23 protein-coding genes are annotated in these 26599 nt (G+C 58.4%); 13 read left to right on the plus strand and 10 right to left on the minus strand.

Features of this window, described 5'->3' with window-relative positions; genetic code table 11:
* Positions 1–8 precede the first annotated feature (8 nt).
* From aceF to PGH32_RS18880, 6 genes are all read left to right on the plus strand, one after another.
* Positions 9–1616 carry a pyruvate dehydrogenase complex dihydrolipoyllysine-residue acetyltransferase gene (gene aceF, locus PGH32_RS18855; RefSeq protein WP_314421187.1) on the plus strand — a complete coding sequence of 536 codons (1608 nt, stop codon included), beginning with the start codon at positions 9–11 and terminating at the stop codon, positions 1614–1616.
* 176 nt (positions 1617–1792) lie between these two features.
* Positions 1793–3220: a dihydrolipoyl dehydrogenase gene (gene lpdA / locus PGH32_RS18860; RefSeq protein WP_314421181.1), complete on the plus strand. Its 1428-nt coding sequence runs from the start codon at positions 1793–1795 to the stop codon at positions 3218–3220.
* A gap of 231 nt (positions 3221–3451) precedes the next feature.
* Complete coding sequence (locus PGH32_RS18865; RefSeq protein ID WP_337894824.1) at positions 3452–4180, plus strand: SDR family NAD(P)-dependent oxidoreductase; 729 nt, start codon at positions 3452–3454, stop codon at positions 4178–4180.
* Between the two features lie 13 nt (positions 4181–4193).
* Positions 4194–4868, plus strand: a complete 675-nt coding sequence (locus PGH32_RS18870) for an energy-coupling factor ABC transporter ATP-binding protein (RefSeq protein WP_314421175.1) — start codon at positions 4194–4196, stop codon at positions 4866–4868.
* Entirely contained in the window at positions 4865–5509 is a 645-nt protein-coding gene (locus PGH32_RS18875) for an energy-coupling factor transporter transmembrane component T family protein (RefSeq protein ID WP_337894825.1), read from the plus strand. The genes PGH32_RS18870 and PGH32_RS18875 overlap by 4 nt, the downstream gene beginning before the upstream one ends.
* Positions 5509–6048, plus strand: coding sequence for a biotin transporter BioY (locus PGH32_RS18880; protein ID WP_200545234.1), 540 nt, complete (start codon positions 5509–5511; stop codon positions 6046–6048). The genes PGH32_RS18875 and PGH32_RS18880 overlap by 1 nt, the downstream gene beginning before the upstream one ends.
* Before the next feature lie 220 nt (positions 6049–6268).
* On the opposite strand, the gene PGH32_RS18885 is transcribed toward PGH32_RS18880, so the two are convergent.
* Together PGH32_RS18885 and PGH32_RS18890 are read right to left on the minus strand one after the other, a co-directional pair.
* Positions 6269–6406, minus strand: a complete 138-nt coding sequence (locus PGH32_RS18885) for a hypothetical protein (protein ID WP_337894826.1) — start codon at positions 6404–6406, stop codon at positions 6269–6271.
* A 692-nt stretch (positions 6407–7098) separates the two neighbouring features.
* The gene (locus PGH32_RS18890) at positions 7099–8085 is read right to left on the minus strand and encodes a zinc-dependent alcohol dehydrogenase family protein (RefSeq protein WP_337894827.1); all 987 of its coding nucleotides are present in this window, start codon (positions 8083–8085) and stop codon (positions 7099–7101) included.
* 46 nt (positions 8086–8131) lie between these two features.
* Between PGH32_RS18890 and PGH32_RS18895 the strand changes: the two genes are divergently transcribed.
* From PGH32_RS18895 to PGH32_RS18905, 3 genes are read left to right on the plus strand one after another with little or no spacing between them, the layout of a single operon-like run.
* Positions 8132–8566 carry an acyl-CoA thioesterase gene (locus tag PGH32_RS18895; protein ID WP_337894828.1) on the plus strand — a complete coding sequence of 145 codons (435 nt, stop codon included), beginning with the start codon at positions 8132–8134 and terminating at the stop codon, positions 8564–8566.
* Positions 8566–10083, plus strand: a complete 1518-nt coding sequence (locus tag PGH32_RS18900) for a class I adenylate-forming enzyme family protein (RefSeq protein WP_337894829.1) — start codon at positions 8566–8568, stop codon at positions 10081–10083. The genes PGH32_RS18895 and PGH32_RS18900 overlap by 1 nt, the downstream gene beginning before the upstream one ends.
* Positions 10040–11245, plus strand: a complete 1206-nt coding sequence (locus tag PGH32_RS18905; protein ID WP_337894830.1) for a thiolase family protein — start codon at positions 10040–10042, stop codon at positions 11243–11245. The genes PGH32_RS18900 and PGH32_RS18905 overlap by 44 nt, the downstream gene beginning before the upstream one ends.
* Positions 11246–11315: 70 nt before the next feature.
* Here PGH32_RS18905 and PGH32_RS18910 read toward each other — a convergent pair whose 3' ends face one another.
* Complete coding sequence (locus PGH32_RS18910; RefSeq protein WP_337894831.1) at positions 11316–12167, minus strand: enoyl-CoA hydratase/isomerase family protein; 852 nt, start codon at positions 12165–12167, stop codon at positions 11316–11318.
* A complete protein-coding gene (locus PGH32_RS18915) occupies positions 12164–13105 on the minus strand; it encodes a LysR family transcriptional regulator (RefSeq protein WP_337894832.1) in 942 nt (313 codons plus the stop codon). Before PGH32_RS18915 ends, PGH32_RS18910 begins: the two co-directional genes overlap by 4 nt.
* Before the next feature lie 101 nt (positions 13106–13206).
* On the opposite strand from PGH32_RS18915, the gene PGH32_RS18920 reads away from it, so the two are divergent.
* Positions 13207–14205 carry an aldo/keto reductase gene (locus PGH32_RS18920; protein WP_337894833.1) on the plus strand — a complete coding sequence of 333 codons (999 nt, stop codon included), beginning with the start codon at positions 13207–13209 and terminating at the stop codon, positions 14203–14205.
* A gap of 39 nt (positions 14206–14244) precedes the next feature.
* On the opposite strand, the gene PGH32_RS18925 is transcribed toward PGH32_RS18920, so the two are convergent.
* Genes PGH32_RS18925 through PGH32_RS18935 form a run of 3 tightly spaced genes read right to left on the minus strand, consistent with a single transcriptional unit; the run spans position 14245 to position 18620 of the window.
* Positions 14245–15627: an aspartate aminotransferase family protein gene (locus PGH32_RS18925; RefSeq protein ID WP_337894834.1), complete on the minus strand. Its 1383-nt coding sequence runs from the start codon at positions 15625–15627 to the stop codon at positions 14245–14247.
* A gap of 50 nt (positions 15628–15677) precedes the next feature.
* Positions 15678–17096 (minus strand): APC family permease, encoded by a 1419-nt coding sequence (locus PGH32_RS18930; protein ID WP_314421133.1) that lies wholly within the window; start codon positions 17094–17096, stop codon positions 15678–15680.
* Between the two features lie 30 nt (positions 17097–17126).
* Positions 17127–18620, minus strand: coding sequence for an aldehyde dehydrogenase (locus PGH32_RS18935; protein WP_337894835.1), 1494 nt, complete (start codon positions 18618–18620; stop codon positions 17127–17129).
* A 1203-nt stretch (positions 18621–19823) separates the two neighbouring features.
* On the opposite strand from PGH32_RS18935, the gene acnB reads away from it, so the two are divergent.
* Positions 19824–22421 carry a bifunctional aconitate hydratase 2/2-methylisocitrate dehydratase gene (gene acnB / locus PGH32_RS18940; protein WP_314421129.1) on the plus strand — a complete coding sequence of 866 codons (2598 nt, stop codon included), beginning with the start codon at positions 19824–19826 and terminating at the stop codon, positions 22419–22421.
* 147 nt (positions 22422–22568) lie between these two features.
* Here the strand turns inward: acnB and PGH32_RS18945 are convergent, their stop codons facing one another.
* Entirely contained in the window at positions 22569–23486 is a 918-nt protein-coding gene (locus PGH32_RS18945) for a LysR family transcriptional regulator (RefSeq protein WP_337894836.1), read from the minus strand.
* Positions 23487–23552: 66 nt separating this feature from the next.
* On the opposite strand from PGH32_RS18945, the gene PGH32_RS18950 reads away from it, so the two are divergent.
* A complete protein-coding gene (locus tag PGH32_RS18950) occupies positions 23553–24170 on the plus strand; it encodes a LysE family translocator (protein WP_314421121.1) in 618 nt (205 codons plus the stop codon).
* Positions 24171–24331: 161 nt separating this feature from the next.
* Positions 24332–24697 carry a protein YacL gene (yacL, locus tag PGH32_RS18955; RefSeq protein WP_105595406.1) on the plus strand — a complete coding sequence of 122 codons (366 nt, stop codon included), beginning with the start codon at positions 24332–24334 and terminating at the stop codon, positions 24695–24697.
* Positions 24698–24867: 170 nt separating this feature from the next.
* Here the strand turns inward: yacL and speD are convergent, their stop codons facing one another.
* Positions 24868–25677: an adenosylmethionine decarboxylase gene (gene speD, locus PGH32_RS18960; RefSeq protein ID WP_314421120.1), complete on the minus strand. Its 810-nt coding sequence runs from the start codon at positions 25675–25677 to the stop codon at positions 24868–24870.
* A 27-nt stretch (positions 25678–25704) separates the two neighbouring features.
* The gene (speE, locus tag PGH32_RS18965) at positions 25705–26562 is read right to left on the minus strand and encodes a polyamine aminopropyltransferase (RefSeq protein ID WP_337894837.1); all 858 of its coding nucleotides are present in this window, start codon (positions 26560–26562) and stop codon (positions 25705–25707) included.
* Positions 26563–26599: the final 37 nt, after the last annotated feature.

A 26599-nucleotide genomic window follows, 5' to 3' on the forward strand; every position in this document is an offset into this window, starting at 1 on the left:
AAAGAGTAATGGCTATCGAAATCAATGTACCGGATATCGGTGCGGACGAAGTTGAAGTCACCGAAATCCTGGTGAAGGTTGGCGACACTGTAGAAGTTGAACAGTCGCTGATCGTGGTGGAAGGCGATAAGGCTTCTATGGAAGTCCCTTCTCCGCAGGCGGGCGTGGTTAAAGAGATCAAAGTGGCTACCGGCGATAAAGTCGAAACCGGCAAACTGATCATGATCTTCGAAGCAGCAGGTGGCGCAGCCGCGCCATCCGCTCCGGCTGAAGAGAAGAAAGAAGAAGCGGCTGCACCAGCTGCTGCGGCTCCGGCTGCGGCCAGCGGCTCGAAAGAAGTGAACGTACCGGATATCGGCGGCGACGAAGTTGAAGTCACCGAGATCATGGTCAAAGTGGGCGACACCGTTGAAGCAGAACAGTCGATCCTGACCGTTGAAGGCGACAAAGCCTCAATGGAAGTGCCGGCTCCGTTCGCGGGTACCGTGAAAGAGATCAAAGTGGCAACCGGCGACAAAGTCAGCACCGGTTCACTGGTGATGGTCTTTGAAGTGGCAGGCGCTGCGCCAGCCGCTGCGGCTCCGGCTGCGAAAGCTGAAGCACCGGCTGCGGCTGCACCGGCTAAGCAGGAAGAGAAAGCGGCTCCGGCTGCTGCCCCTGCGAAAGCAGACGCGAAATCCGACTTCGCTGAAAACGACGCTTACGTTCACGCGACTCCGGTTATCCGCCGCCTGGCGCGCGAGTTTGGCGTAAACCTGGCCAAAGTCAAAGGTACCGGGCGTAAAGGGCGTATTCTGAAAGAAGACGTTCAGACCTACGTGAAGGACGCGGTAAAACGCGCCGAAGCGCCAGCCGCTGCGGGTGGCGGTCTGCCTGGCATGCTGCCTTGGCCGAAAGTGGACTTCAGCAAGTTTGGTGAGATTGAAGAAGTTGAAATGGGCCGTATCCAGAAAATCTCTGGTGCGAACCTGAGCCGTAACTGGGTGATGATCCCGCACGTTACGCACTTCGACAAAACCGACATCACCGAGCTGGAAGCCTTCCGTAAGCAGCAGAACGATGAAGCGGCCAAACGTAAGCTGGATGTGAAATTCACCCCAGTGGTCTTCATCATGAAAGCCGTTGCTGCGGCCCTTGAGCAGATGCCTCGTTTCAACAGCTCACTGTCCGAAGATGGCCAGAAACTGACGCTGAAGAAATACATCAACATCGGTGTGGCGGTTGATACGCCAAACGGTCTGGTGGTTCCGGTGTTCAAAGACGTGAACAAGAAAGGAATTACCGAACTGTCTCGCGAGCTGATGGCTATCTCCAAGAAAGCGCGTGATGGCAAGCTGACCGCTGGCGAAATGCAGGGCGGCTGCTTCACCATTTCCAGCCTGGGCGGTATCGGGACGACTCACTTCGCGCCGATCGTGAACGCGCCGGAAGTGGCTATCCTGGGCGTCTCCAAGTCTGCCATGGAGCCGGTCTGGAACGGTAAAGAGTTCACTCCGCGTCTGATGATGCCGATGTCGCTCTCCTTCGACCACCGTGTAATCGACGGTGCAGATGGTGCGCGCTTCATCACCATCATCAATCAGGCACTGGCTGACATTCGCCGTCTGGTGATGTAACAGCAGACAAGGCCGGCGTAAGCCGGCCTTGTTATAAGGGATGTAGATATTCGTGGCACTGCGGTTTGCAGATTTTTAACAATTCTGTAAACTCTTGCGGTGAACGCGTCCCGGTGGAAGAAGGGCGTTGAATCAAAAGCTGTCTGACCCGCCGGACTATCAAATAAGAGGTCATGATGAGTACAGAAATTAAAACTCAAGTCGTGGTACTTGGGGCAGGTCCTGCAGGTTACTCTGCAGCCTTCCGTGCAGCGGATTTAGGTCTGGAGACCGTCATCGTTGAGCGTTACAGCACCCTTGGTGGTGTTTGTCTGAATGTCGGCTGTATCCCTTCTAAAGCCCTGCTGCACGTGGCGAAGGTGATTGAAGAAGCGAAAGCGCTGGAAGCTCACGGTATCGTGTTCGGCAAGCCGCAAACCGACGTTGACAAGATCCGCGCCTGGAAAGAGAAAGTCATTAACCAGCTGACCGGCGGTCTGTCCGGTATGGCGAAAGGCCGCAAGGTGAACGTGGTTAACGGCCTGGGTAAATTTACCGGCGCAAATACTCTGGTTGTGGAAAATGAGAAGGGTGAAACCACCACGATCACTTTCGACAATGCCATCATCGCGGCGGGCTCCCGCCCAATTCAGCTGCCATTCATCCCGCACGAAGATCCACGCGTTTGGGATTCTACCGATGCGCTGGAACTGAAATCTGTCCCAGAGCGTCTGCTGGTGATGGGTGGCGGTATCATCGGTCTGGAAATGGGTACGGTTTACCATGCCCTGGGTTCACAGATTGATGTGGTTGAGATGTTTGACCAGGTGATTCCTGCGGCAGATAAAGACGTGGTGAAAGTATTCACCAAGCGTATCTCCAAGCAGTTCAACCTGATGCTGGAAACCAAAGTCACCGCCGTTGAAGCGAAAGAAGACGGTATCTATGTGACAATGGAAGGCAAGAAAGCGCCGGCAGAACCACAGCGTTACGACGCGGTGCTGGTGGCTATCGGTCGTGTACCGAACGGCAAAGGTCTGGATGCCGGTAAAGCGGGCGTGGAAGTGGACGATCGCGGCTTTATCCGCGTCGACAAGCAGATGCGTACCAACGTACCGCACATCTTCGCTATCGGCGACATCGTGGGTCAGCCAATGCTGGCACACAAAGGCGTGCATGAAGGCCACGTAGCGGCAGAAGTGATTTCTGGTAAGAAACACTACTTCGACCCGAAAGTGATCCCATCTATCGCCTACACCGAGCCGGAAGTTGCCTGGGTGGGTCTGACCGAGAAAGAAGCGAAAGAGAAAGGCATCAGCTATGAAACCGCCACCTTCCCGTGGGCTGCTTCAGGCCGTGCTATCGCTTCCGACTGCGCAGACGGTATCACCAAGCTGATCTTCGACAAAACCACTCACCGCGTTATCGGTGGTGCGATTGTTGGTACTAACGGCGGCGAGCTGCTGGGCGAAATCGGCCTGGCAATCGAAATGGGCTGCGACGCTGAAGACCTGGCGCTGACCATCCACGCTCACCCGACTCTGCACGAATCGGTTGGCCTGGCGGCTGAGATCTTCGAAGGCAGCATCACCGACCTGCCAAACCCGAAAGCGAAGAAGAAGTAATCGCTGACGGCCCCGCAAGGGGTAATTCGCGTTAGTTAGCGAGAATTAAGCCGCTATTCTCAACGGATAGCGGCTTTTTTACGGCTTTTTCCGGGCGACAGACCGCACTCAGCCTTGACTGGCCTGGTGCTGACTGGCGAAGTGGAATTTCCCCGCCAGCCTGGATTTAACCGACTTGTAAACCAAAAACGTATTTTTCCTTTTACGCTAAATAGCGTATCTTTGCCGCTTATGTTTTCAGATTTAAGGCTCTCCGTGTCAAACAACGTCGCCCTGATTACCGGTGCCAGCCGTGGCATTGGCCACCATCTCGCCCGTCATTTCTATGCGCAGGGATATCATCTGATTCTGCTTGCGCGTGATGCGCAGGCACTGGCTGCGCTCGCCGCCGGGTTCGATCCGTCCCGCGTGCAGACGCTGGCGCTGGACGTCTGTGATTTTGCCAGCGTGTCGCAGCAGGTTCAGCAGGCGCTTTCCCGCCACTCGCGGCTGGACGTGCTGATCAATGCCGCCGGTATTTTCCGCCCGGGCTCCACGCAGACGCCGCTGGATGATTTCAGCGCGCTGCTGGCGACCAACGTTACCGCTATCCATCACCTCTGCCAGCTGTGCACGCCGTGGCTGCAGAAGTCTGGCGATGGCCGCATCTTCAATCTTGCCTCGGTGAGCGGCGTGCAGCCCTTCGGCAGCGTCGCCAGCTATGCCGCCAGCAAACACGCGCTGGTCGGCTACAGCCGCTCCATTGCCCGCGAGCTGGGCGCGCTGGGGATTAAAGTCACCACGCTGTGCCCGGACGTGGTGGATACCGATATGGCCGTCGGTTCGGGGCTGCCAGCGGAAGAGATGCTGAGCACGAAAGATATCTGCCGCGCGGTGGATTTTGTGATGTCGCTGTCACCGGCCGCCGTCATTGAGCAGTTGACGATCGGCCGCCAGCATCGACCGCGTAAACCGTCCTGAGCGAGACATTCTGATGATTGAACTGAACGGGGTTTCCCACGCTTACGGCGATCGAAAAGTACTGAAAAATATCAACCTTCAGCTCACCGAGAAGCGTATCGGCATCGTTGGCAGCAACGGCTGCGGCAAAAGTACCTTCGTTCGCCTGCTGAACGGATTACTGCTGCCTTCCCAGGGCGATGTGCTGATCGACGGCCTGAATACCCGCCAGCAGGGTAAAGCGGTACGGCGTAAAGTCGGCTTTGTCTTCCAGAACCCGGACAATCAGATCGTCTTTCCGGTAGTGGAAGAGGATCTGGCCTTTGGCATGAAAAACCTCGGGCTGGATAAAGCCACGATCCGTGAACGCACCGACGCGGCGCTGACCCGCTACGATATGCAGGATCTGCGGCAGCATCCGGCGCATTTGCTCAGCGGCGGGCAAAAGCAGCTGCTGGCGATCTCCGGCGTGCTGGTGATGGAGCCGGAATACATTGTGTTTGATGAACCCACCACGCTGCTGGATCTGCGCAACAAGCGGCGAATTGCCGCCGCGATTGCCGAGCTGGATCAAACCGCGATCGTCGTTTCGCACGATCTGGAGTTTCTGCAGGATTTTGACCGCGTTCTGGTGTTTGAACGCGGGGAAGTTGCCGTCGATGATGTGCCCGCCGTGGCGCTGAAAGAATATGTCAGGATGATGTCATGACCCTGAGTGATTACGTACCGGGTAACTCGCTTATCCATCGCCTGCCGCCGGGAGTAAAAATTCTCTCTCTGGCCCTGGTCGGTACGCTGCTGTTTGTTTTTCCCCTGCTGGCGGCCGTGCTGTCCACGCTGGCCGTAGTTGCGGCACTTTACCCGCTGGCGGGTATTGGACCGAAAATGATGCTGCTGCAGCTGAAACCACTGCTGTGGGTGCTGGGGCTGCTGTTCGCCGTGCAGTGGTGGATGGTTGACTGGCTTTCCGGCGTGCTGGTTGTGGCGCGTCTTTCAGCACTGCTGCTGCTGGCGGCGCTGGTAACGCTGACTACGCGCACCACCGAGATGATTGATGCGCTGGAAAGCGGGCTGTTCTGGCTGCGTTTTCTGCGCATCAATCCGGCGAAGGTCAGCCTGGCACTCTCGCTGGCTCTGCGTTTTATTCCGGTGCTGGCCGCCATCACCGCCGAGGTGCGTGAAGCGCAAAAAGCGCGTGGCCTCGATCGCAGTGTGATTGCCGTAGCGATCCCGGTTATTGTCCGTACCCTGAAAATGGCTGATGACATTGCGGCGGCGCTGGAAGCCCGCGCATACGATCCTCAGCTAAAACATCCCCGCAGCGATGCTGCAAAGTCGAGAGGCTCTTAATGTCCACCCGAGATATTGTTTATATTGCGCTGTTTGCGGCGATGACCGCGGCGCTGGGCCTGTTCCCGGCCTTCAGCCTGCCGGTGATTGGCGTGCCGATTACCGCACAGACGCTGGGCTGTATGCTGGCAGGGGCGATTGCCGGTGCTAAGCGCGGCGCGCTGGCGATGGTGCTGTTCGATCTGCTGGTGGCCATCGGGCTGCCGCTGCTGGCCGGCGGGCGCGGCGGGCTGGGGGTTTATATGGGGCCGGGCGGAGGGTTTATTCTTTCCTGGCCGCTGGCGGCATTGGTCATCGGCTTACTGTACCAGCGCGGCCTGCGTTCACTGACGCTGGTGAAGGAGCTGCTGATTATTGCACTGGGCGGGATCGTGGTGATTTATGCCTGCGGTATTCCGTGGATTGCTGCCGTTGCGGGCATCACGCTGAAGCAGGCCGCCCTGGGTTCGCTGGGGTTTGTGCCGGGCGATATCGTGAAGGTGGTGCTGGCGGCGGTGATTGTTCGGGCGGTACGGCGGGCGTACCCGACGCTGGGATAACGTTCTACGCTGTGGGACAGGCGTTTGGGGTTCAGCCCCTGCTGCTGCTCCAGGGCGGTCCTCACGCCGTGCGTGGCACTTAGGCCACAAGACGGCGCTGTGGAACTGGTGGTTGGGGTTCAGCCTCTGGTGCTGCTTCAGAGCGGTCCTCGCGCCGCGTTGCGGTGCCTTCGGTTACGCCATTGTGCCGAACGGATCGGCCTGGATTGAACGTCCCTGTTCAAGCCAGGCCTGACGCCAGCATCCCTGCTGCCGTCTCCTGGCGCAATGGCTCCACCTCAGCGCTGCGGATGCCCTTGCGCAGCAGCAGAGGCTGCCCCATTAGATGTTTCATCGCTTTTGGATTTGGAAAGATCATTGAGTTCGTCCACAAGGAACAATGCTTCATTCTGGCAACTCAATAGATAACAACCGACCAGCCGATCGACACGTATAAACGCGAGTTCTTGGTAACTGTCTCAAGAGTGAAAAGCCATCTGTTTTCAGGCAACGCGAAAGATGGGAGCGGGCTGGTTCTGCTCAGGTAGGGCAATCCGCAGCGCGATGCGCGGTAAAATAGTCGTATGGGTTCAGCCTCTGCTGCTGCTTCAGGGCGGTCCTCACGCCGCGTTGCGGTGCCTTCGGTAACGCCATTGTGCCGAACGGATCGGCCTGGATTGAACGTCCCTGTTCAAGCCAGGCCTGACGCCAGCATCCCTGCTGCCGTCTCCTGGCGCAATGGCTCCACCTCAGCGCTGCGGATGCCCTGGCGCAGCAGCAGAGGCTGCCCCTTTAGTTGTTTCATCGCTTTTAGATTTTAAGGCAATGCGAAAGCTTGAGAGCAGGCTGGCAGTGCCCCCGAGAGGGCAATCCGCAGCGCTGAGCGGAGAGAGGAAGCCAGGATTCGGCCGCATGGACGCGGACGAAAGTCACAGCCGGGCAGGACGCCCGTCTGTGGCGGTCCGACCGGCTGACGAACGAAGTGAAGGGACCGCGAAGCGGCGCGAGGACCGCTCGATCGGGGGCACTGCCAGCCAGCGCCATCATCCGCACCGTCAAACAGCGCCACGTTTACAGCCTCAGCAGAATTTTTCCTTTCAACTCCCCGGACAGCACCGCCTCCACCGCCTGATGAATATCCGCCAGCGCGAACTCGGCCACCACCTCGGTGGCAATCACCCCGTCGCGGATCAGCGCCATCACCTCATTAATGCGCCGCTGCACCAGCGCCTTCTCATGACCATGTACCCACAACCGTAAATGGAAATTAGAAAAACGAATATCCGGCCTGCTGCGCCAGAACGCCGGAGGGATCGGCTGACCGGAAAGCAGACCATAGTGAATAAACTGCCCGCCCGGCATCAGCGCCTGCGCCAGCGTCAACGATTCTTCACCGCCAATGCAGTCCAGAATCGCCTCCACGCCGCCGCTTCGCTGCAGAGCCGCCAGCTGCTGCGGATAATCCGGGCTGCCGCTGTTCAGTATCGTCTCAGTAGGATAGCCGTCGAACTGCGCCAGGTTCTCTGCCTTACGTACAATCGCAATCGGCCTGATGCCGAGATGGCCGGCAATGCGGATCAGCATCTTGCCAATCGCCGAATTAGCCGCATTGATGATTACCCGCATGCCGGGAGTGAAGTGCAGCTCTTCGGTCAGCATCAGCAGGGCGGTCATTGGGTTCACATAGCTGGTCGCGGCCTGCCGATCGCTGACGAAGTCGGGCAGGGTAAAACACCACTGCGCATCGCTGTCCTTATAGGTCTGCCAGGCACCCATACTGCCCACCGGCAGCACCCGTTGCCCGGGCGTCAGGGAAGGGTCGTTGCTCTGAAAAATATGCCCAATGCCTTCAAAGCCCGGTACGAAAGGCAGGGCAATGCGCGAACGGTAAGCGCCGGAAATAGTAATAATATCAGAGGGGTTAATCGTCGCCCATGCCATCTTAATCCGCACCTGACCGGCGGATAATTCGTTCAGCTCACCGGATTCCAGCCGCAGAATATCCCTGATATTACCGAACTCGCGAACCATCGCTCTGGTGAATAAACTCTCTTTCATGGTATATTTTCTTTAGTGGTTTCTGGTTTACAGGTTGATGATTTTTATGCAGCAGTATAATAGTGAAACATTCCGCGTATCAATGCGTGATATCGATCTGCATGGTCACGTCCATAATTCAGTTTACCTGGATTATTGTGAAGATGCCGTGGTTAATGCCTTTCGCCGTGCAGATATTTTAGCGTTATTTCGCCCGCAGACGGCAGGCGTGGTTTATCACGTTAAAAAATGCGAAGCCACCTTTCATTTCCCCTTATCGGTCGACGATGTGGTTGAGCCGCAGGTATTCATAGAGAAGCTCGGCAACAGCAGCTTAATATTTTCTATTCATCTGAATTTACAGAGCAAGGATATTCTCGCCGCTGAAGGAAAACTGGTCTGGGTCTGCATTAATCCTGCCGATAATAAGCCTTGTCCGATCCCCGATGAAACCCGCACGGCATTAACCCGTCATTTTCCGCAATCAGGGGCCGGTGCCTGATGCCGGTCCACGACAGGGTTCAGCAGCACGCCCGGGAGTTTCCTCAGTCTGTCGCGGTGAATATTGATGGCCAGACGCTGAGCTGGCAGCAGCTGCTATCCGGATCGCAGGCACTGTATCAGTATCTCCTCGACCAGCCTTCAGCCGGGCATACCGTGGCGATCGCCACCGGCAATGCCATTGCTTTCCCGACCGCCTGGCTGGCGGCCACGGCGCAGCCTTTTACCGCAGCGATAATCGATCCGCACCTGCCTGACGTGCAGCTGCACGCAATGCTGAGCCGTATTAAGCCGGATCTGCTGCTGCTTAATCAGCAGGATCGGGCAACGATCGCGCTGGCGGATGAACTGCAGATCCGCTGGCTGGCGGTGGATCGGTGGCTGGAGGATGCCCCTCCCGTGACTGAAGACGTGGCCGGATTCTGCCGGGGGATGCAGGACGCAACGCCGTTTTTGATTAACTTTACCTCCGGCACTACCAGCCTGCCGAAGGCGTTTGTCCGTTCGCGTCGGTCCTGGCGCAGCAGCTTTGAAAACGGCGAAGCGATCTTTCAGCTGGCGGATGCGCCGTCAACGCTGTTTCCCGGCCCGCTCTCGAACGGCATCGGCCTCTACTGTCTGAATGAGACGCTCTATGCGGGCGGGTGCTTCTACAGCCTCGGAAAGTGGCAGCCTGATGCCGCACTGGCGCTGATCGTGGAGCAGCAGATCCAGCGGCTGGTGGTGGTTCCCACGATGATTGCCGGTTTTTCCCGCGTGGCCGATGGCCAGATTTTTCCCGGATTACGCAACCTGCTCAGTGCCGGAGCCAAACTGGAACTGAACCACTACCGGCAGGCGCGGGCGCTGTTTCCGGCGGCGCGAATGCAGGAGTATTATGGTGCATCGGAGCTGGGATTCGTCGCCGTCTCCACGCTGAACGATGACAGCATCCGCGATTCCCTGGCCACCGTCGGGCAGGCTTTCCCGGGTACCACCATTGAGATCCTCGACGACGACGGTGCGCCGGTGGCGGCGAATCAGCCGGGGCGGATTTTTATTCGCAGCGAACAGATCATCGATGGCTATTTATGGGGCGATGACGGCAGCGCATTTAAAAAAACGCCGTGGGGGGCCACGGTATCGGATATCGGCTATCTGGATGAACAACGGAGCCTGCATATTATTGGCCGTCGCGGAAATATGATCGTCAGCGGCGGGAATAATATTTATCTGTCTGAAATAGAAACGACGATCAAATCGATCCCTGGAATTATTGAGGCGGTAGTCGTTGCCATTGATGATAATTATCTGGGGAAAAAGATCGTTGCTGTTATTGAGGCGGAATTCAGCCTGGCGGAAACGATCCCGGAAATATGCCGTGAGTATCTGGCGAAATATAAATTGCCGCGTCACTATTATCATATCAGCCGCTGGCCACTCACGCCCGCTGGAAAAATTAAACGTGCCGAGCTGGAATTAAGGATCGCAAATCATGAATTCAGAACCGATCTCACTGAACTATCAGCCGGAAGATGACTGGCAGCCCATCATCGTAGCGGCGGTCCGCACGCCGGTCGGCAGGGCATACGGCATGCTGGCCGCGCTGCCGATGGAGGCGCTGCTGGCACCGCTGTTCGGCAGGCTGATTGGTATGCTGCCGGCGGGCTTTCGCGCTATTGATGAGGTGATTATCGGCAATGCGACCGGCGGCGGCGGGAATATTGCCCGCCTCGCGGCGCTTAGCGCCGGGCTGCCGCTGGAGGTTCCGGCAGTGACGGTCGACCGTCAGTGTGGTTCAGGGCTGGAGGCCGCGATCAACGCCTGCCGCCTGATCCAGGCGCGGGCGGGAGAGTGCTACCTGGCCGGCGGCGTGGAGAGCGTCAGTACCGCACCGTGGCGGGTGGAAAAACCCGGTTCGCTGAAGCAGCAGCCGCGTTTTTATGGCCGCGCCCGTTTTTCCCCGGACGCTATCGGCGACCCGGAGATGGGGGAAGCGGCAGAAAACGTAGCCCGCCGCTGTGGCATCAGCCGGGAACGACAGGACCAGTTTGCCCTGCGCAGCCACCAGCGGGCCGTTGCCGCACAGCAGCAGGGCGCATTCCAGAATGAGATCGTGCCGCTGAACGTGGCGGGGCAGGCGATCGCGCAGGATGAATGCCCGCGCCCGACAACTTCACTTGCCCGGCTGGCCGCGCTGCCGCCCGCCTTTGCCGCCGATGGCAGCGTAACGGCGGGCAACTGCTGTCCGCTTAACGACGGTGCATCGCTGCTGCTGGTGATGAGCCGCCGACTGGCGCGCGAGTGCGGCTTTGTGCGCGGGCTGCGCTTTGTTGATGCCTGTAGCGCCGGCGTTGACCCGAATTACCTCGGGCTGGGGCCGGTTCCCGCCACGCAGAAGCTGCTGGTGAGGCAGCCATGGCTGGATCTCGATCGGGTGGCGGCTATTGAGTTTAATGAAGCCTTTGCCGCCCAGGTGCTGGGATCGCTGGATGCGCTGGGTATCGGCGAGCAGCGCGTTAACCGCCAGGGGGGAGCCATCGCGCTGGGCCATCCCTACGGCGCTTCCGGCGCGATGATGGTGACGCGGCTGTTCAGCCAGCTGGTAACCGCCGAGGGCGAAGACGGTTTTGGCCTGGCGATGCTGGGGATTGCCGGTGGCCTGGGGCTGAGCGCGCTATTCCGTGCGCAGGCGCTGTAGAGTGAGCTTTACTCTCGTCAGAACGGGTATTTCAAAAATACCGCAGTTCTTCATGTAGAATTTCCCGCTGTTATCTGCCGCGCCACTGCGGCGGGCGGCGTTCGCTGAAGGCGCGCAGGCTCTCCTGATAGTCTTCGCTCTGCTGAAGCAGGCGTAGCGCATCCCCGGCAGAGGGCAGAGGGGCGTGCTGCTGCGTATCCTCACCGGCGGCGGGTAGAGGATCTTTCAGCTGTGCATCTTCGCCGTCAGCAGCGGTATTCAGATGCTGTTTCAGCAGCGCATTGCACGCCCGTACCGCCAGCGGGGCGCTGCGATTAATGCGTGCCGCCAGCGTCAGCGCCGCATCTTTCAGGCCTTCAGGCGCGGCCAACTGATTAAACAATCCCAGCGCCAGCGCCCGATCCGCATCGATGGCCTCTCCGGTCAGCAGCAGCTCACGAGCAATATTGACCGGCAGGCGCGCCGCAAGCTGGCTGATGGCCCCGCCGAGCGGCAGCAGGCCGTGCGTAACTTCCGGCAGGGCGATTTTTATCCGGTCGCCGGCAACGATAAAATCGCAGTCCAGCGCCATCTCCAGCCCGCCGCCGATCGCATGGCCGTTCAGGGCCGCGATCCAGATTTTACGCCGGGGCTGGTGCTGCAGGGGATTGTAACCGCCGTGGCGATTACGCACCTTTTTACCGCCGTCGATAAAGGCTTCCTGTAAATCTGCTCCGCTGCAAAACGCGCTGCCGCTGCCGGTGAGGATCACGGTCCAGATGTCCGGGTTCTGCTCGCTGTAGTCCAGCCACTGCTCCAGCTCGGCAATCATCATCGCGTTATAGGCATTGCGCTGCGAAGCGCGGTGCAGCGTCAGGTACAGCACATGATGAGCGGGGCGGTCGGCAAGGACAAAGCGGGTAAGCGGTTCATCAATAATCATAAGAATTTCCCGGCGTCTGAGGCATCAGGCAAGTCTATCATGCCGCGATTGACCTGCTGCACCCACTCAATAAAGCAGCGCAGCGCGGCGGAGTGATATTTGCGGCTGGGGTAGTAAAGCCACAGCCCCTCCGGCCTGGCGGCATAATCGGCCAGAATTTCCACCAGTGTGCCGTTGGCCAGCCAGGGCTGTGCCAGTTCGCGCATCACCAGCGCCGCGCCCGCGCCGGCGCGGGCAGCCTGAATCATCAGCATATCGTTATCCAGCGTCAGGTCGCCGTTGACCGCCACGTCAAAGGGTTTCCCCTCCGCCTGAAACTCCCATTTGTACAGCATGCCGCTGGGGAAGCGCCGCTGAATGCAGGGGTAGCCCGCCAGCCGCTCGGGATGCTGCGGCGTACCGTACTCTGCAATCAGCGCCGGGCTGGCGATCACCGCCCCGTGTATCGGCGGGCCAAAGGGTATAGCGACCATATCCTGCGGGATAGCCTCGCCGAAGCGAACGCCAGCATCAAAACCCTCGTCAATGATATTGACCAGGCTGTCACTGGTGGCGATCTCCAGCGCGATGTCCGGGTAACGCTGGCGAAACGGCAGCAGGATCCGCTGAAGCCAGAGCGTTGCGGCGCTGCGCGGCATGTTCAGGCGCACCGTGCCGCGCGGATCGGCCCGCCAGTTGTTCAGCTCATCCACTGCGCTGGAGAGGTCCACCAGCGCCGGTTCAATACGCGAGAGAAAGGCGCGCCCGGCCTCGGTCAGCGAGACGCTGCGGGTGGTGCGGTTCAGTAGCCTGACGCCAATGCGCTGCTCCAGATGGTTCATGGTATGGCTGAGCGTTGACGGCGTAACGTTGCGCTCTTCCGCCGCCTTGCGAAAGTTCAGGTGGCGGGCAATGGCGGCAAAAATTTCCAGTTCCTGGAGCGTGGTGCGGTTTTTCATATTGATGATTATTTTTCACTAAACCGGTTAAACGGCATCAATTGTTGATTTAATCCGCAGAAAGTATAACTGCTTCATCGCCAGTTAACCGGAGTATTACCATGAAAAAAAGAACGTTAGGCAGTCAGGGTTTGCAGGTGTCCGCCATAGGCTTGGGCTGCATGGGGATGAGCTTCGCCTACGGTGCCAGCGATGAGCGCCAGGCCATCAATACGCTGCATCGTGCCTTCGACCTTGGGGTGGATTTTCTCGACACGGCAGAGGTTTACGGCCCGTTTACCAATGAATCGCTGCTTGGCCGCGTGCTGAAGGGGCATCAGGGTAAGGTCAAAGTTGCCACCAAATTTGGCTTCCATATCACCGATGAGGGCGAAGGCTGGGAGCGAATTAAAGGCGTGAACAGCCGTCCGGAAAACATCCGTGCGGTGGTGGAAGCTTCGCTACAGCGTCTGGGGATAGAGGCCATCGATCTGCTGTATCAGCACCGCCCCGATCCTGCTGTACCGGTGGAGGAGGTGGTCGGCACGATGGCCGATCTGGTTCGCGAAGGTAAGGTCCTGCATCTGGGCCTGTCAGAAATTTCCAGCGATACGCTGCGGCGCGCGCAGGCGGTGCATCCCATCGCTGCCGTGCAGAGTGAATATTCGCTGTGGAGCCGCGACCCCGAGCAGGAACTGCTTGAAACCTGCCGTCGTCTGGACGTTGGTTTTGTTCCCTACAGCCCGCTGGGCCGGGGATTTCTGACCGGTAAAGTGGCGGCAGCCGGTACGCTGGCGGAGGATGATTTCCGCCGCTATCTGCCGCGCTTCCAGCAGCAGGCGTGGGAGCAAAATCAGAAACTGGTCGCGCAGCTGACGGAGATGGCGCAGGGCTATCGGGCCAGCCCGGCCCAGCTGGCGCTGGCCTGGGTGCTGGCGCAGGGGGAGAATATCGTGCCGATCCCAGGGGCGCGTCAGCTGGCCCATCTGGAGGATAACTGTGCGGCGGCCGATGTGGTCATTAACGACCGCGATCTTGCCACGCTGAATACGCTGTTTGCCCCGGCGAATATTGCCGGAGAGCGCTACAGCGAGCAGGAGTTTGCGCTGGTGGAGCGTTAAGGGAAGACGGCAGACCGCGTGCGGTCTGCCATTAATGATTTATCGAATCTTGTATTCCTGCGCGGTGCGTTCCACAGCCCGCCGGGTTTTTTCCACCAGCTCATCCAGTTCGGCATGAGTGGCAACCAGCGCCGGAGCCATAATCATCCGGCCCTGCGTTGAGCGGATGATGACGCCTTCCTCGAAGCCAAAGCTGCGGCAGCGCCAGCTAATCTCATCTTCATTGGTAAAGCGCCGCCGCGTGGCTTTATCGGCGGTAAACTGCAGCGCGGCTACCAGGCCTGTTCCCTGGATCTCGCCGATCATCGGATGATCGCGGAAGGTCTCTCTCAGGCGCTGTTGCAGGTAGGGACCGGTATCGTTTTTTACCCGATCGACGATTTTTTCATCCCGCAGTGCTTTGATATTTGCAATGGCCACCGCCGCCGCCACCGGATGCCCGGCGTAGGTCAGGCCATGAGCAAACACGCCGCCGTGCTCGACCAGCGCTTCCGCCATTCGCCTTGAAAGGATCAATCCGCCCATCGGAATGTAGCCCGAGGTCAGCCCTTTGGCGATGGTAATGGTGTCCGGCTCGAAGCCAAAATGCTGGTGGGCGAACCACTCTCCGGTACGACCAAATCCGCCGATGACTTCATCGGCGCACAGCAGCACATCGTACTGGCGGCAGATGCGCTGGATCTCCGGCCAGTAGCTCTCCGGTGGGAAGATCATTCCGCCCGCGCCCTGGAACGGCTCGGCGATAAATCCGGCCACGTTCTCACTGCCCAGCTCAAGGATCTTCTCCTCCAGCTGACGGGCACACCTGAGGCCGAATTCCTCCGGCGTCAGGTTGCCACCGTGGGCGAACCAGTAAGGTTCATCAATGTGGGCTATATCCGGCAGCATGCCGCCCATCGCGTGCATAAACTTCATCCCGCCCATGGCGGTACTGGCCAGCGTAGAGCCGTGATAGCCGTTCCAGCGGCCAATCATCACCCGTTTTTCCGGCTTGCCCACGACCTGCCAGTAGCGGCGTGCGGTGCGGATCAGCACCTCATTGGATTCCGATCCGGAGTTGGTATAAATCACGTGGCTGTAGCGATCGGGGAGCAGGCTGAACAGCAGTTCGGAGAGCTCAATCACCGACGGGTGGGTGGTGTGGAAGAACATATTGTAATAGGACAGCTGCGCCATTTGCTTTGTGGCGGCTTCAATCAAATCCTGGCGGCCGTAGCCTAAAGCGGTACACCACAGCCCGGACATGCCGTCCAGATATTGACGGTCGTCGTTATCCCAGAGGTACAGTCCCTTTGCACGGTTCATCACGCGCGGCCCCTCGGCGTTCAGTTTTTTCTGGTCGACGAAGGCATGCATATTATGCGCCGCATCCATACTCTGCCAGGTGCGGGTACTGTGCTGTTTTGCATCGTTTTCTTTCATAAATAGTTCTCCAGTCAGTGTAGGGTACTGCAGGTTTTTTCCTGCCTGATTCAGTTTTTATGGGGGGGATTGAGCGCTTTCTCGATGGGTTCCGGGGTAAACAGCGGTTTGCGCATCACCAGCCTCACCCACAGCGCGCCAATAATTGCCACCACCGCCAGCACGCCGCCGGCGACGGCAAAGACTTCACCTGCCATATCGGCGGTGGGGGAGGCATTCCAGATGGCATACAGCATGCCGACGATCCCCAGTATCTGCGGCAGCGGATAGAAGGGGGTGCGGAACGGGCGCGACAGGTGCGGATAGCGACGGCGTAAAACGATGACGTTGATGTGGGTGATGATGTAAGCCAGCAGCCAGCAGATTGCGGCGGCCAGCAGCAGCAGGCTGATGGAGTCGGCATTCATCAGCAGCAGCGGCAGGCCGGTAATGGCGGCGACAAACACCACGGCGACCCACGGCACGCCGTTGCGGCTGTGGATATTAAAGCAAGGGAAGGCCTGACCGTTTTGCGACATGCCGCTGAGCATGCGCGGAATCGTTGCCAGCGATGAATTCAGGGTACTGCAGGTGGCGGTGATCGCGGCGGCTAGCAGCAGCAGCTTGCCGCCCTCCCCAAACACGCGGGTGGCAAACAGATAATGGGGTAAATCGTCCCCGGTCAGCGCCGAACGCGGCAGAACCAGCAGCGCGCCGAGGCAGTAAAGAATGATAGTGACAAAAATCAGTGTTAAACCGATCATCATGGCCCGCGGAATGTCGCGCTGGGGCCGTTTGGTTTCTTCAATCAGCGGGCAGACAAACTCCGCGCCGACGAAGCCCCAGACGGTGGTAGCCACCAGGGCGACCGCCCCCCATCCCCAACCCTGCGGTGCCACACTCCCCTGAGCGACCAGGCTGGTGACGGTTTCCGCATGCGGGCTGGTAATGGCACAAATCCCCAGCACCAGCAGCACCACCATCATGATGACCGCCAGCGCCGTTTGCAGACGGGCAAAAATATCGATATTCATCAGGTTAAACAGGGTAAACAGCAGCAGCACGCCGGCGGCCACGGTTAGCGGCGGCAGTGAGCTGTGCGGGAATACCTTACCGATGATCAAATCCAGCAGCAGCAGCTCGGCGGAAAGCGCAAACATCGCCACGACGATATAACCGGAAAAGGTCGCGATAATGGCGGGGAAATGGCCGAGGGCCACTTCTGTATAGCTGCACAGGCTGCCCGAGCGCGGGATCATCAACGACAGCTCTGAAAACGAGCAGGCATAGCTGAGGGCGAGAAGCCAGGCGAGGGTCAGCGGCAGAATCAGGCTTAAACCGGCGATACCGGCCGCGTGGAGCATCATCACCATCACGCCCTGTGAGACAACCAGGCCGACGGATACCGACAGAAGGGAGAGGAACCCCAGCTTATTACCCGGCACCGGTGAGGTATTGTGTTTTACTGATACATCGGCATCTTGCGACATGAGTCTGTCCTCCGTTGTGAAGTGCGGCGATCACCGGCGCAGCTGGATCCAGGTGGTTTTAAGCTGGGTATATTTGTCGAAGGCGTGCAGGGAGAGATCCCGGCCAAAACCCGACTGTTTGCCGCCGCCGAATGGGACGCTGGCGTCGATAGCATCAACGGTATTGACGGAAACGGTGCCGGCATTCAGCCGCTGGGCAACGCGATGTGCACGGCTCAAATCGTCGCTCCACAGTGACGCCGCCAGCCCGTAGATGCTGTCGTTGGCAAGGGATATCGCCTGCTCTTCACTGTCGAAAGGCATAACCGCCAGCACCGGACCGAACACCTCTTCCTGCGCCAGCGTCATGCCGGCGTGGACGCCGGTGAAAATCGTTGGCTGGATGTAGTTGCTGGAATGGTTAATGCGCTGCTGCTGGCCGCCGCAGCGCAGTTCTGCCCCCTGTTCGCAGGCGTTCTGGATAAAGCCCATCACTCTGTCGGCATGACGACTGCTGACCATGGCGCCCGTCCGGCTGGCGGGGTCGAGCGGATCGCCCGGCTGCCACTGCTGAGCCTTTGCCAGCAGGCGTTCGACGAATTCTTGGTGAATGCTGTGCTCAACCAGCAGGCGGGAATTCGCAGAGCAGACTTCGCCCTGATTGAAGAAGATGGCGCTGGCCGCTTTTTCTGCCGCCAGTTCGAGGTTCTGGCAGTCAGCGAAGATCAGGTTCGGGCTTTTCCCTCCGCACTCCAGCCAGACCTGCTTGAGGTTGGACTGCGCGGCGTACTGCATAAAGTATTTTCCAACCTGAGTGGAGCCGGTAAACACCACCGCATCAATATCTTCGTGCAGGCCGAGCGCTTTGCCGGTGATGTCACCATTACCGGGAAGCACGCTGAGCACTCCGGGCGGCAGGCCAGCCTCCAGCGCCAGCTCTCCGAGGCGCAGCGCGGAGAAGGGGGACTGCTCTGCCGGTTTAAGAATTACGCTGTTGCCTGCCGCCAGCGCCGGGGCAACCTTCCAGGCCGCCATATCCAGCGGAAAATTCCACGGCACCACGGCGGCGATAACGCCGAGTGGAGCGCGGGTGATCATGGCGACGGCGTCCTGCGCGGTGGGAGCAATCTGGCCGTACAGCTTGTCCAGGCTTTCGGCGTACCATCTGAATACGCCCGCTGCGCCCGGCACATCAATCTCCCTGGCATCGGTTACCGTTTTGCCCATGCTCAGTGAGTCCAGCAGCGCCAGTTCATCGGCGTGCTGCATAATCAGGTCGGCCAGCCGCAGCAGAACCTGCTTGCGGGAGGCGGGAGACTGCTGTGACCAGTCGCCGCGTTCAAAGCAGCGCCGCGCTACGCTCACCGCCTGATTGACCGTGGCCTGCTCGCTGATATCGACGGCAGCCAGCAGGCGGTTTGTTGCCGGATTGATAACGGCAAAGGTTTTTTCACTGGTCGATAACTGTTTCTGGCCGTCGATAATGGCCTGATGAATAAAGTGTTGTTGCCCGGCCAGTTGCTGCCACTTCTGTTGTGTCCACATCGGTTTACCCCCGCGGGTGCATGTTGAGATGACAGGATGTTTAAAAATTGTTAAATCCTGCGTCATCCTAACCCCGGGGGGAGTGGGCGAAAATTAGTAAAAATGTATAGAGTGAGCATGAAAAACCGTGGCAGCGGATACTGGCGGGAATATCGTCTGGCTGAGTTGGCTATGGCGATCGGGGGTCAGCCTCTGCGGCGGCCGGGCGGTCCTCGCGCCGCTTTGCGGTGCCTTCGGTTCCGGCTGCGGGCCTTGCGGATCGGCGCGGAGCGGGCGTCCTGCCCGCGCCGCGCCTGAGCCCAGCATCCCTGCTGGTCTCTCCGGCCCCACTGCCTGCACCTCAGCGCTGCGGATTGCCCGGTCGCCGCAGAGGCTGACCCCTTTTTACAATGTGCTGGCGGCCTGAAATGGCATGGGAATCATGGTGTTTAGCGAGCCGTGCCTGAACGGTATAGGAATTGTGTTTGCGAACAGGCAACATTGTTATCGAAAGCGGGCTGGCTGTGGCCCCTGCCGGACAATCCGCAGCGCTGAACGTAGCGAGGAAGCCAGGATTCAGCCACAGGGAAGTGGCCGAAAGGCACAGCCGCGCAGGACGCGCGTCTGTGGCGGTCCGGCCGGCTGACGAACGAAGTGAGGGCACCGCGAAGCGGCGCGAGGACCAGCCCGGCAGGAGCCACAGCCAGCCAGCTCGGGCACCGAACCGCCAGCCAGCGCAGTGCCGGTCCGACAGGCTGACGAACGAAGTGAGGGCACCGCGAAGCTGCGCGAGGACCAGCCCGGCAGGGGCCACAGCCAGCCCGCTCGGGCACCGAACCGCCAGCCAATACCAGCCAACATCAGCCCCCAACCTGAATCTCAGGTTATCAACCAGTGCGAAAACGTGACGATTTCTCGCGCTGATTTAAAAGAGATAAAGATTAATGCCTGGATGATATGCCGCTATATCGCTCGGCTAACAGAATAAAAACTAAACATTAACCTTCTGACTAGTGTGGAATGCTATAAAAAACCGCTTAACCGGGGTTGACGCGCCTCGCAAATAATGTTGCTTATTTGTAAACAGATTAACATGCGACCGAAATCCTGCTATGCTGCCCCACGCGGAACCGGGCGCCTTACCCTACACACGGATGGTTATCACTAATAGCGGTGACTTGGGTGACCCGGGATGCCATATACAATGAGAGCGAGGAGAACGTCGTGCTAGAAGAATACCGTAAGCACGTTGCCGAGCGTGCTGCCCAGGGGATCGTTCCTAAACCGTTAGATGCTTCCCAAATGGCCGCGCTGGTTGAACTGCTAAAAGCCCCTCCAGCGGGTGAAGAAGAATTCCTGTCAGACCTGTTGATCAATCGAGTCCCGCCGGGTGTAGATGAAGCGGCCTATGTTAAAGCCGGTTTCCTGGCCGCTGTCGCGAAAGGCGAAGCTACCTCCCCTCTGGTAACTCCTGAAAAAGCAATTGAACTGCTCGGCACCATGCAGGGCGGCTACAACATCCATGCGCTGATTGAAGCTCTGGATGAAGAAAAGCTGGCTCCGATTGCCGCAGAAGCGCTTTCCCACACGCTGCTGATGTTCGACAACTTCTATGATGTTGAAGAGAAAGCCAAAGCGGGCAACCCACACGCGAAAAAAATTATTCAGTCGTGGGCTGACGCCGAGTGGTTCCTGAAGCGTCCTAAACTGGCAGAAAAAATCACCGTAACCGTGTTTAAAGTGACCGGCGAAACCAATACCGATGACCTCTCTCCGGCACCGGATGCATGGTCTCGCCCGGATATTCCACTGCACGCGCTGGCGATGTTGAAAATCGAACGTGATGGCATTGTACCCGACGATGCCGGCAACGTTGGACCGATCAAACAGATCGAAGAATTACAGAAAAAAGGCTTCCCGCTGACCTACGTTGGTGACGTGGTCGGTACCGGTTCATCGCGTAAATCCGCCACCAACTCGGTGCTGTGGTTTATGGGCGACGACATTCCTTACGTGCCTAACAAGAAGGGCGGCGGCGTGTGCCTCGGCGGCAAAATCGCACCAATCTTCTTTAACACGATGGAAGATGCCGGTGCGCTGCCGATCGAAGTGGATGTTGATAAGCTGAATATGGGCGACGTGATCGATATCTTCCCTTACAAAGGCGAAGTGCGTAATCACGAAACCGACGAGCTGCTGGCAAACTTCGAGCTGAAAACCGACGTGCTGCTGGATGAAGTGCGTGCCGGTGGTCGTATCCCGCTGATTATCGGCCGTGGCCTGACCTCAAAAGCCCGCGAATCTCTTAACCTGCCGCACAGCGATGTGTTTGTTCAGGCGAAAGATGTGGCTGCCAGCACCCGTGGATACTCACTGGCGCAGAAAATGGTTGGCCGCGCCTGCGGCGTGGAAGGTATCCGTCCGGGCGCTTACTGCGAACCGAAAATGACCTCCGTGGGTTCTCAGGATACCACCGGCCCGATGACCCGCGACGAGCTGAAAGACCTGGCCTGTCTGGGCTTCTCAGCCGATCTGGTGATGCAGTCATTCTGTCATACCGCCGCTTATCCTAAGCCGGTTGACGTGACCACTCACCACACTCTGCCGGACTTCATCATGAACCGCGGCGGCGTGTCGCTGCGTCCGGGCGACGGCGTTATCCACAGCTGGCTGAACCGTATGCTGCTGCCGGATACCGTCGGTACCGGCGGTGACTCCCACACCCGTTTCCCAATCGGTATTTCCTTCCCGGCGGGTTCTGGTCTGGTGGCGTTTGCCGCAGCGACCGGCGTAATGCCGCTGGATATGCCTGAGTCGGTGCTGGTGCGCTTTAAAGGCGAAATGCAGCCGGGTATCACCCTGCGCGATCTGGTTCACGCTATTCCGCTGTACGCGATCAAAGCGGGCCTGCTGACCGTCGAGAAGAAAGGTAAGAAAAACATCTTCTCCGGTCGCGTGCTGGAAATCGAAGGCCTGCCTAAGCTGAAAGTTGAGCAGGCATTTGAGCTGACCGATGCTTCAGCAGAGCGTTCTGCCGCCGGTTGTACCATTAAGCTGGATAAAGAGCCGATCGTTGAGTATCTGCAGTCCAACATCGTGCTGCTGAAGTGGATGATCTCTGAAGGCTACGGCGATCGTCGTACCCTGGAGCGCCGCGTAGAGGGCATGCAAAAATGGCTGGCCGATCCGCAGCTGCTGGAAGCCGATGCTGACGCAGAATACGCGGCGGTGATCGACATCGATCTGGCGGATATCAAAGAGCCAATCCTGTGTGCGCCAAACGACCCGGACGATGCCCGCCTGTTGTCTGACGTGCAGGGCGAGAAGATCGATGAGGTCTTCATCGGTTCGTGCATGACCAACATCGGTCACTTCCGTGCCGCCGGTAAACTGTTGGATGCCCATAAGGGGCAGCTGCCAACCCGTCTGTGGGTGGCTCCGCCAACCAAGATGGATGCCGCGCAGCTGACCGAAGAGGGCTACTACAGCGTCTTCGGTAAGAGCGGTGCACGTATCGAAATCCCGGGCTGTTCACTGTGCATGGGTAACCAGGCGCGCGTGAAAGATGGCGCAACGGTGGTATCGACCTCAACGCGTAACTTCCCGAACCGCCTCGGTAACGGTGCTAACGTGTTCCTGGCCTCCGCCGAGCTGGCTGCGGTTGCTTCCCTGCTGGGCAAGCTGCCGACGCCGGAAGAGTACCTGAAGTTTATGGACCAGGTGGATAAAACCGCCGTGGATACCTACCGTTATCTGAACTTCGACCAGCTGAGCCAGTACACTGACAAAGCTGACGGCGTGATTTTCCAGACTGCGGTCTGAGAACGCTGAGAGAGAGGATTTTTCCGATCGTCATCGGTAAAAATCTTTCAGATGGGTGATGCTTCAGACAGAAATGGATAAGCATTGCCCCGTTAAAAAGAGCCGCTGGTCGGCTCTTTTTTTATTACCCGTCTTAAACACCCACCTTCATGCCTGCAATTTCAGCCATGCCAGAAGCTCCGCCTGCGGGCTGCCCGGCACGAGGGGCTTTGGCGACAGCAGGCAGTAGTGTGAACCATCCTCAACAAAACCTGATGGTGCGCTCAGCACGCCGCTCTCCACATCGTCGCGCACCAGGTGCCACGGGCCGATGGCCACGCCCAGGCCCGCCACGGCGGCCTGCAGGCTGAAATAGAAGTGATCGAAAGTCTGCCCCGCGCGATCAACAGGGGGATAACCCACCGCTGCCGCCCATTCCTGCCACGCACCGGGTCGGGTACGCGTATGCAGGCGGGGCGCATCGATTCTGAGTGCGGCATTACGCTGCTTCACGTTGAACCAGCTCGCCGCTTTATCCGTGCGGCAGACCGGGCCGACCTTTTCAGCAAACAGCGTTTCGGCGTGATAGCTCCCCGGTAGCGGAAAATCGCTGCGGCGGATGGCCAGATCGATGCCGCTGGCAAAAGAGAACGGGCCACCGCCGGCAACGAGATGAACATCGATGTCCGGATGGCGGGCCTGAAAATCTGACCAGCGGGGGATCAGCCAGCGCATCAGCAGCGTTGGCTCGCAGGACAGCACCCACTGCCGCTGCTGGCTGGCACGCAGTTCGCTGACCGCCTGGCGCATCAGATCCATCCCTTCAGCAACGGCCCTGGCCAGCGTGCGGCCCGCATCTGTGAGGAATACGCGTCGGCTGCGGCGCTCGAAAAGCGCCACGCCCAGCTCGTCCTCCAGCAGGCGCACCGCACGGCTGACCGCACCGTGCGTCAGGTGCAGTTCAGTGGCGGCACGGCTGAAATTTTCCTGCCTGGCGGCGGCCTCGAAGCAGCGCAGCGCCAGCAGCGAGGGCAGGCGCTCGTCGTTTAATGGTGATGCAGACTCACCGTTAATGTCAGAAATCATCGTTATTCACCCAATCAACCTGTCGGTATTATCGTGAAAATTAACTGGTTTCTGACAGGATAACTCATGACCGAACTGATAGCTGTAATCACCATTACTTTGCTGGCTGTCATCAGCCCCGGGCCGGATTTCGCGATGGTCACGCGCAACAGCCTGATGCTGTCGCGCCGGGCGGGCGTGCTGACCGCGCTGGGGATTGGCCTGGGCGTGCTGGTCCACGTGACCTATACGCTGGTCGGCGTCGGGCTGCTTATCCAGCAGTCGCTGTGGCTGTTTAATACCATCAAACTGGTGGGCGCCGTATGGCTGGTGTATCTCGGCGTTAAGATGCTGCGCTCCCGCGCAGGCGGCACCCCGGTTGACCGCCGGGTGATACCGCTGTCGGACATTGCGGCAATGCGCACCGGCTTTCTGACCAACGTCCTCAACCCGAAAACCACGATCTTCATCGTCAGCCTGTTTATGCAGGTGGTCGGCCCCGAAACGCCGCTGGCGGTGCAGATCGGCTATGGCGCGTTTATCTCAGTGGCGCATATGGCCTGGTTTAGCCTGGTGGCGCTGGGCTTTTCGGCGGGAGCGGTGCGTGAGCGACTGCTGGCCGTGCGCCACTGGATTGACCGGGTATTCGGCGGTCTGCTGGTTGTTTTTGGGCTGCTGCTGGCAGCAACGGGAGGAAATCGTTAAGCGTGACAGTGCTCCAGCGCCGTTGCGGACGCAACCGTCGTCTATATTGCTGCTTTTCCCCCGCCGGGCTGCGATAATGCGGGCTGATGCTCAGTATTATCCGGGCAGAGGCGCAGAATAGCCTTGAGCATGCGCAGTTCGTCTGCCGGGAGGGGAACACGATGGAATATGAATTTTTACGCGATATCACCGGAGTGGTGAAGGTTCGCATGTCGATGGGGCACGAGGCCGTAGGCCACTGGTTCAACGATGAGGTGGATGAAAAGAATCTGGCGCTGCTGGATGAGGTGGAAGCCGCCGTTGCCAGCGTGAAGGGCAGCGAGCGTCAGTGGCAGCGCGTGGGGCGTGAATACACCCTGTGGCTGGATGAGGAAGAGGTGATCGTTCGTTCAAACCAGCTCGGTTTTGAAGGTGACGAGATGGAAGAGGGAATGAACTACTACGACGAAGAGAGCCTGTCTTTTTGTGGCGTAGAGGATTTTCTGGCGGTGATTGCCGCATACCGGGCGTTTCTGCAGGGGCGCTAAACGCTGGTTTTTTAAGGCGGGCTTGCAGTGGCCCGTTGGAAGGAGAAGGCGTACAGGTTGAGAAACCGGCTAATGACTTTCGCAGACAACGGCCGCGTTAAAAAAACAGCCAGCACGACCGCGCTTAATCGGTCGCTATTCGCTGGCTGGTTCATTTTATTTCTGCATCACTACGAGGTTTTTAACCCCACCGACGGAATATTGCGTCCGTAGTAAATCTCACGCATCTCTTTCCACAGCAGATCGGTGATCCGCTTGTGCTCCTGCGGGCTGAGATCGTCAGGTTGGGTGTTAAACAGGTAGTGACGGAGATCGAAATCCTTCAGCAGCATCTTGGTATGGAACATATTTTCCTGATAGACGTTCACGTCCATCATGTCATACATCCCTTTCATGTCGTCGGACATAAAGTTCTGGATTGAGTTGATCTCGTGGTCGATAAAGTGTTTCACCCCGTTCACGTCGCGGGTGAAACCGCGCACGCGATAGTCGATGGTGACAATATCGGATTCCAGCTGGTGAATCAGGTAGTTCAGCGCTTTCAGCGGCGAAATCACCCCGCAGGTAGACACTTCGATATCGGCGCGGAAGGTACACAGGCCGCCTTCCGGATGGCTTTCCGGATAGGTATGCACGCAGATGTGGCTCTTATCCAGATGGGCGACCACCGAGTTCGGCAGCGGGCCGGGATGCTCGGAGGTGTCAATATCGCGCGGATCGATCGGCTCTTCGCTGACCAGAATCGTTACGCTGGCGCCCTGTGGCTCGTAGTCCTGGCGGGCAATATTCAGCACGTTGGCGCCGATAATCGAGCAGGTCTCGCTAAGAATTTCCGTCAGACGGTTGGCGTTGTACTGCTCATCAATGTACGCAATATATCCGTCGCGTTCAGCTTCTGTGTTCGCGTAGCAGATATCGTAGATACAAAAACTCAGGCTTTTCGTCAGGTTGTTGAAGCCATGTAGTTTAAGCTTTTGCAATTTCGTTCACCCCCTTAAAATGCGCGGTCAGCTGGCCAGCGCATTTAATAAATATTGTGGCAGAGCAAAACTGCCCACGTGGATTGCCGGATTGTAGTAGCGACATATCAGCCCGGAATCAGCAAAGCGCGAGGCAATCGTCGTTGCATCCAGCTGGCGCAGCGCCGGGTTATCGCTGGCCCAGGCAAAGGTCATAATGCCGCCGTAGTAGGTCGGTACCGCCGCCTGATAGAAGCTGACGTCTTTAAAATAGTGGCCGAGTTTGCGATGGCTGTTGACCGCTTCATCCTGCTGCAGGAAGCAGACGCCATTCTGCGCCACGAAGATGCCATTTTCATTAAGGCAGCGGTGGCAGCCCTCATAAAATTCTGAGGTGAACAGGCTCTCTCCCGGACCAATCGGGTCGGTGCAGTCAGAGATAATCACGTCAAACTTTTCAGTCGTCTGCTGAACGAAATTCACGCCGTCGTCAATCACCAGCGTAAAGCGCGGATCGTCATAGGCGCCCTGGCTGTGGTTCGGCAGATACTGTTTGCAGAACGTCACTACCCCGGCATCGATCTCGACCATGGTGATTTTTTTGATGTTCGGATGGCGGCTCACTTCACGCAGCATGGCGCCATCGCCGCCGCCGATGATCAGCACGCTCTCCGCCGCGCCGTGGGCCAGCAGAGGGATATGGGTCATCATCTCATGATAAATGAACTCATCGCGTTCGGTGGTTTGTACCACGCCGTCCAACGCCATCACGCGGCCCAGCGCGGTATTCTCAAAGATAATCAGATCCTGGTGCTCGGTCTGTTCGCGATACAGTACGTTATCGACAGAAAAATACTGTCCGAATCCGGCATGAAGGGTTTCATACCACATTTCTTTATCGGCCATGGTGGGGTTTTCTCCTCATAACAGCCACGAAAAATGG

This window comes from Erwinia sp. SLM-02, from assembly GCF_037450285.1.
Lineage (GTDB): Bacteria > Pseudomonadota > Gammaproteobacteria > Enterobacterales > Enterobacteriaceae > Erwinia.

Excerpts from the sequence above, each read along its gene's own strand:
- aceF (WP_314421187.1), top strand. The coding sequence starts at position 9 with ATGGCTATCGAAATCAATGTACCGGATATCGGTGCGGACGAAGTTGAA.
- lpdA (WP_314421181.1), top strand. The coding sequence starts at position 1,793 with ATGAGTACAGAAATTAAAACTCAAGTCGTGGTACTTGGGGCAGGTCCT.
- PGH32_RS18865 (WP_337894824.1), top strand. The coding sequence starts at position 3,452 with ATGTTTTCAGATTTAAGGCTCTCCGTGTCAAACAACGTCGCCCTGATT.
- PGH32_RS18870 (WP_314421175.1), top strand. The coding sequence starts at position 4,194 with ATGATTGAACTGAACGGGGTTTCCCACGCTTACGGCGATCGAAAAGTA.
- PGH32_RS18875 (WP_337894825.1), top strand. The coding sequence starts at position 4,865 with ATGACCCTGAGTGATTACGTACCGGGTAACTCGCTTATCCATCGCCTG.
- PGH32_RS18880 (WP_200545234.1), top strand. The coding sequence starts at position 5,509 with ATGTCCACCCGAGATATTGTTTATATTGCGCTGTTTGCGGCGATGACC.
- PGH32_RS18885 (WP_337894826.1), bottom strand. The coding sequence starts at position 6,406 with ATGATCTTTCCAAATCCAAAAGCGATGAAACATCTAATGGGGCAGCCT.
- PGH32_RS18890 (WP_337894827.1), bottom strand. The coding sequence starts at position 8,085 with ATGAAAGAGAGTTTATTCACCAGAGCGATGGTTCGCGAGTTCGGTAAT.
- PGH32_RS18895 (WP_337894828.1), top strand. The coding sequence starts at position 8,132 with ATGCAGCAGTATAATAGTGAAACATTCCGCGTATCAATGCGTGATATC.
- PGH32_RS18900 (WP_337894829.1), top strand. The coding sequence starts at position 8,566 with ATGCCGGTCCACGACAGGGTTCAGCAGCACGCCCGGGAGTTTCCTCAG.
- PGH32_RS18905 (WP_337894830.1), top strand. The coding sequence starts at position 10,040 with ATGAATTCAGAACCGATCTCACTGAACTATCAGCCGGAAGATGACTGG.
- PGH32_RS18910 (WP_337894831.1), bottom strand. The coding sequence starts at position 12,167 with ATGATTATTGATGAACCGCTTACCCGCTTTGTCCTTGCCGACCGCCCC.
- PGH32_RS18915 (WP_337894832.1), bottom strand. The coding sequence starts at position 13,105 with ATGAAAAACCGCACCACGCTCCAGGAACTGGAAATTTTTGCCGCCATT.
- PGH32_RS18920 (WP_337894833.1), top strand. The coding sequence starts at position 13,207 with ATGAAAAAAAGAACGTTAGGCAGTCAGGGTTTGCAGGTGTCCGCCATA.
- PGH32_RS18925 (WP_337894834.1), bottom strand. The coding sequence starts at position 15,627 with ATGAAAGAAAACGATGCAAAACAGCACAGTACCCGCACCTGGCAGAGT.
- PGH32_RS18930 (WP_314421133.1), bottom strand. The coding sequence starts at position 17,096 with ATGTCGCAAGATGCCGATGTATCAGTAAAACACAATACCTCACCGGTG.
- PGH32_RS18935 (WP_337894835.1), bottom strand. The coding sequence starts at position 18,620 with ATGTGGACACAACAGAAGTGGCAGCAACTGGCCGGGCAACAACACTTT.
- PGH32_RS18945 (WP_337894836.1), bottom strand. The coding sequence starts at position 23,486 with ATGATTTCTGACATTAACGGTGAGTCTGCATCACCATTAAACGACGAG.
- PGH32_RS18950 (WP_314421121.1), top strand. The coding sequence starts at position 23,553 with ATGACCGAACTGATAGCTGTAATCACCATTACTTTGCTGGCTGTCATC.
- yacL (WP_105595406.1), top strand. The coding sequence starts at position 24,332 with ATGGAATATGAATTTTTACGCGATATCACCGGAGTGGTGAAGGTTCGC.
- speE (WP_337894837.1), bottom strand. The coding sequence starts at position 26,562 with ATGGCCGATAAAGAAATGTGGTATGAAACCCTTCATGCCGGATTCGGA.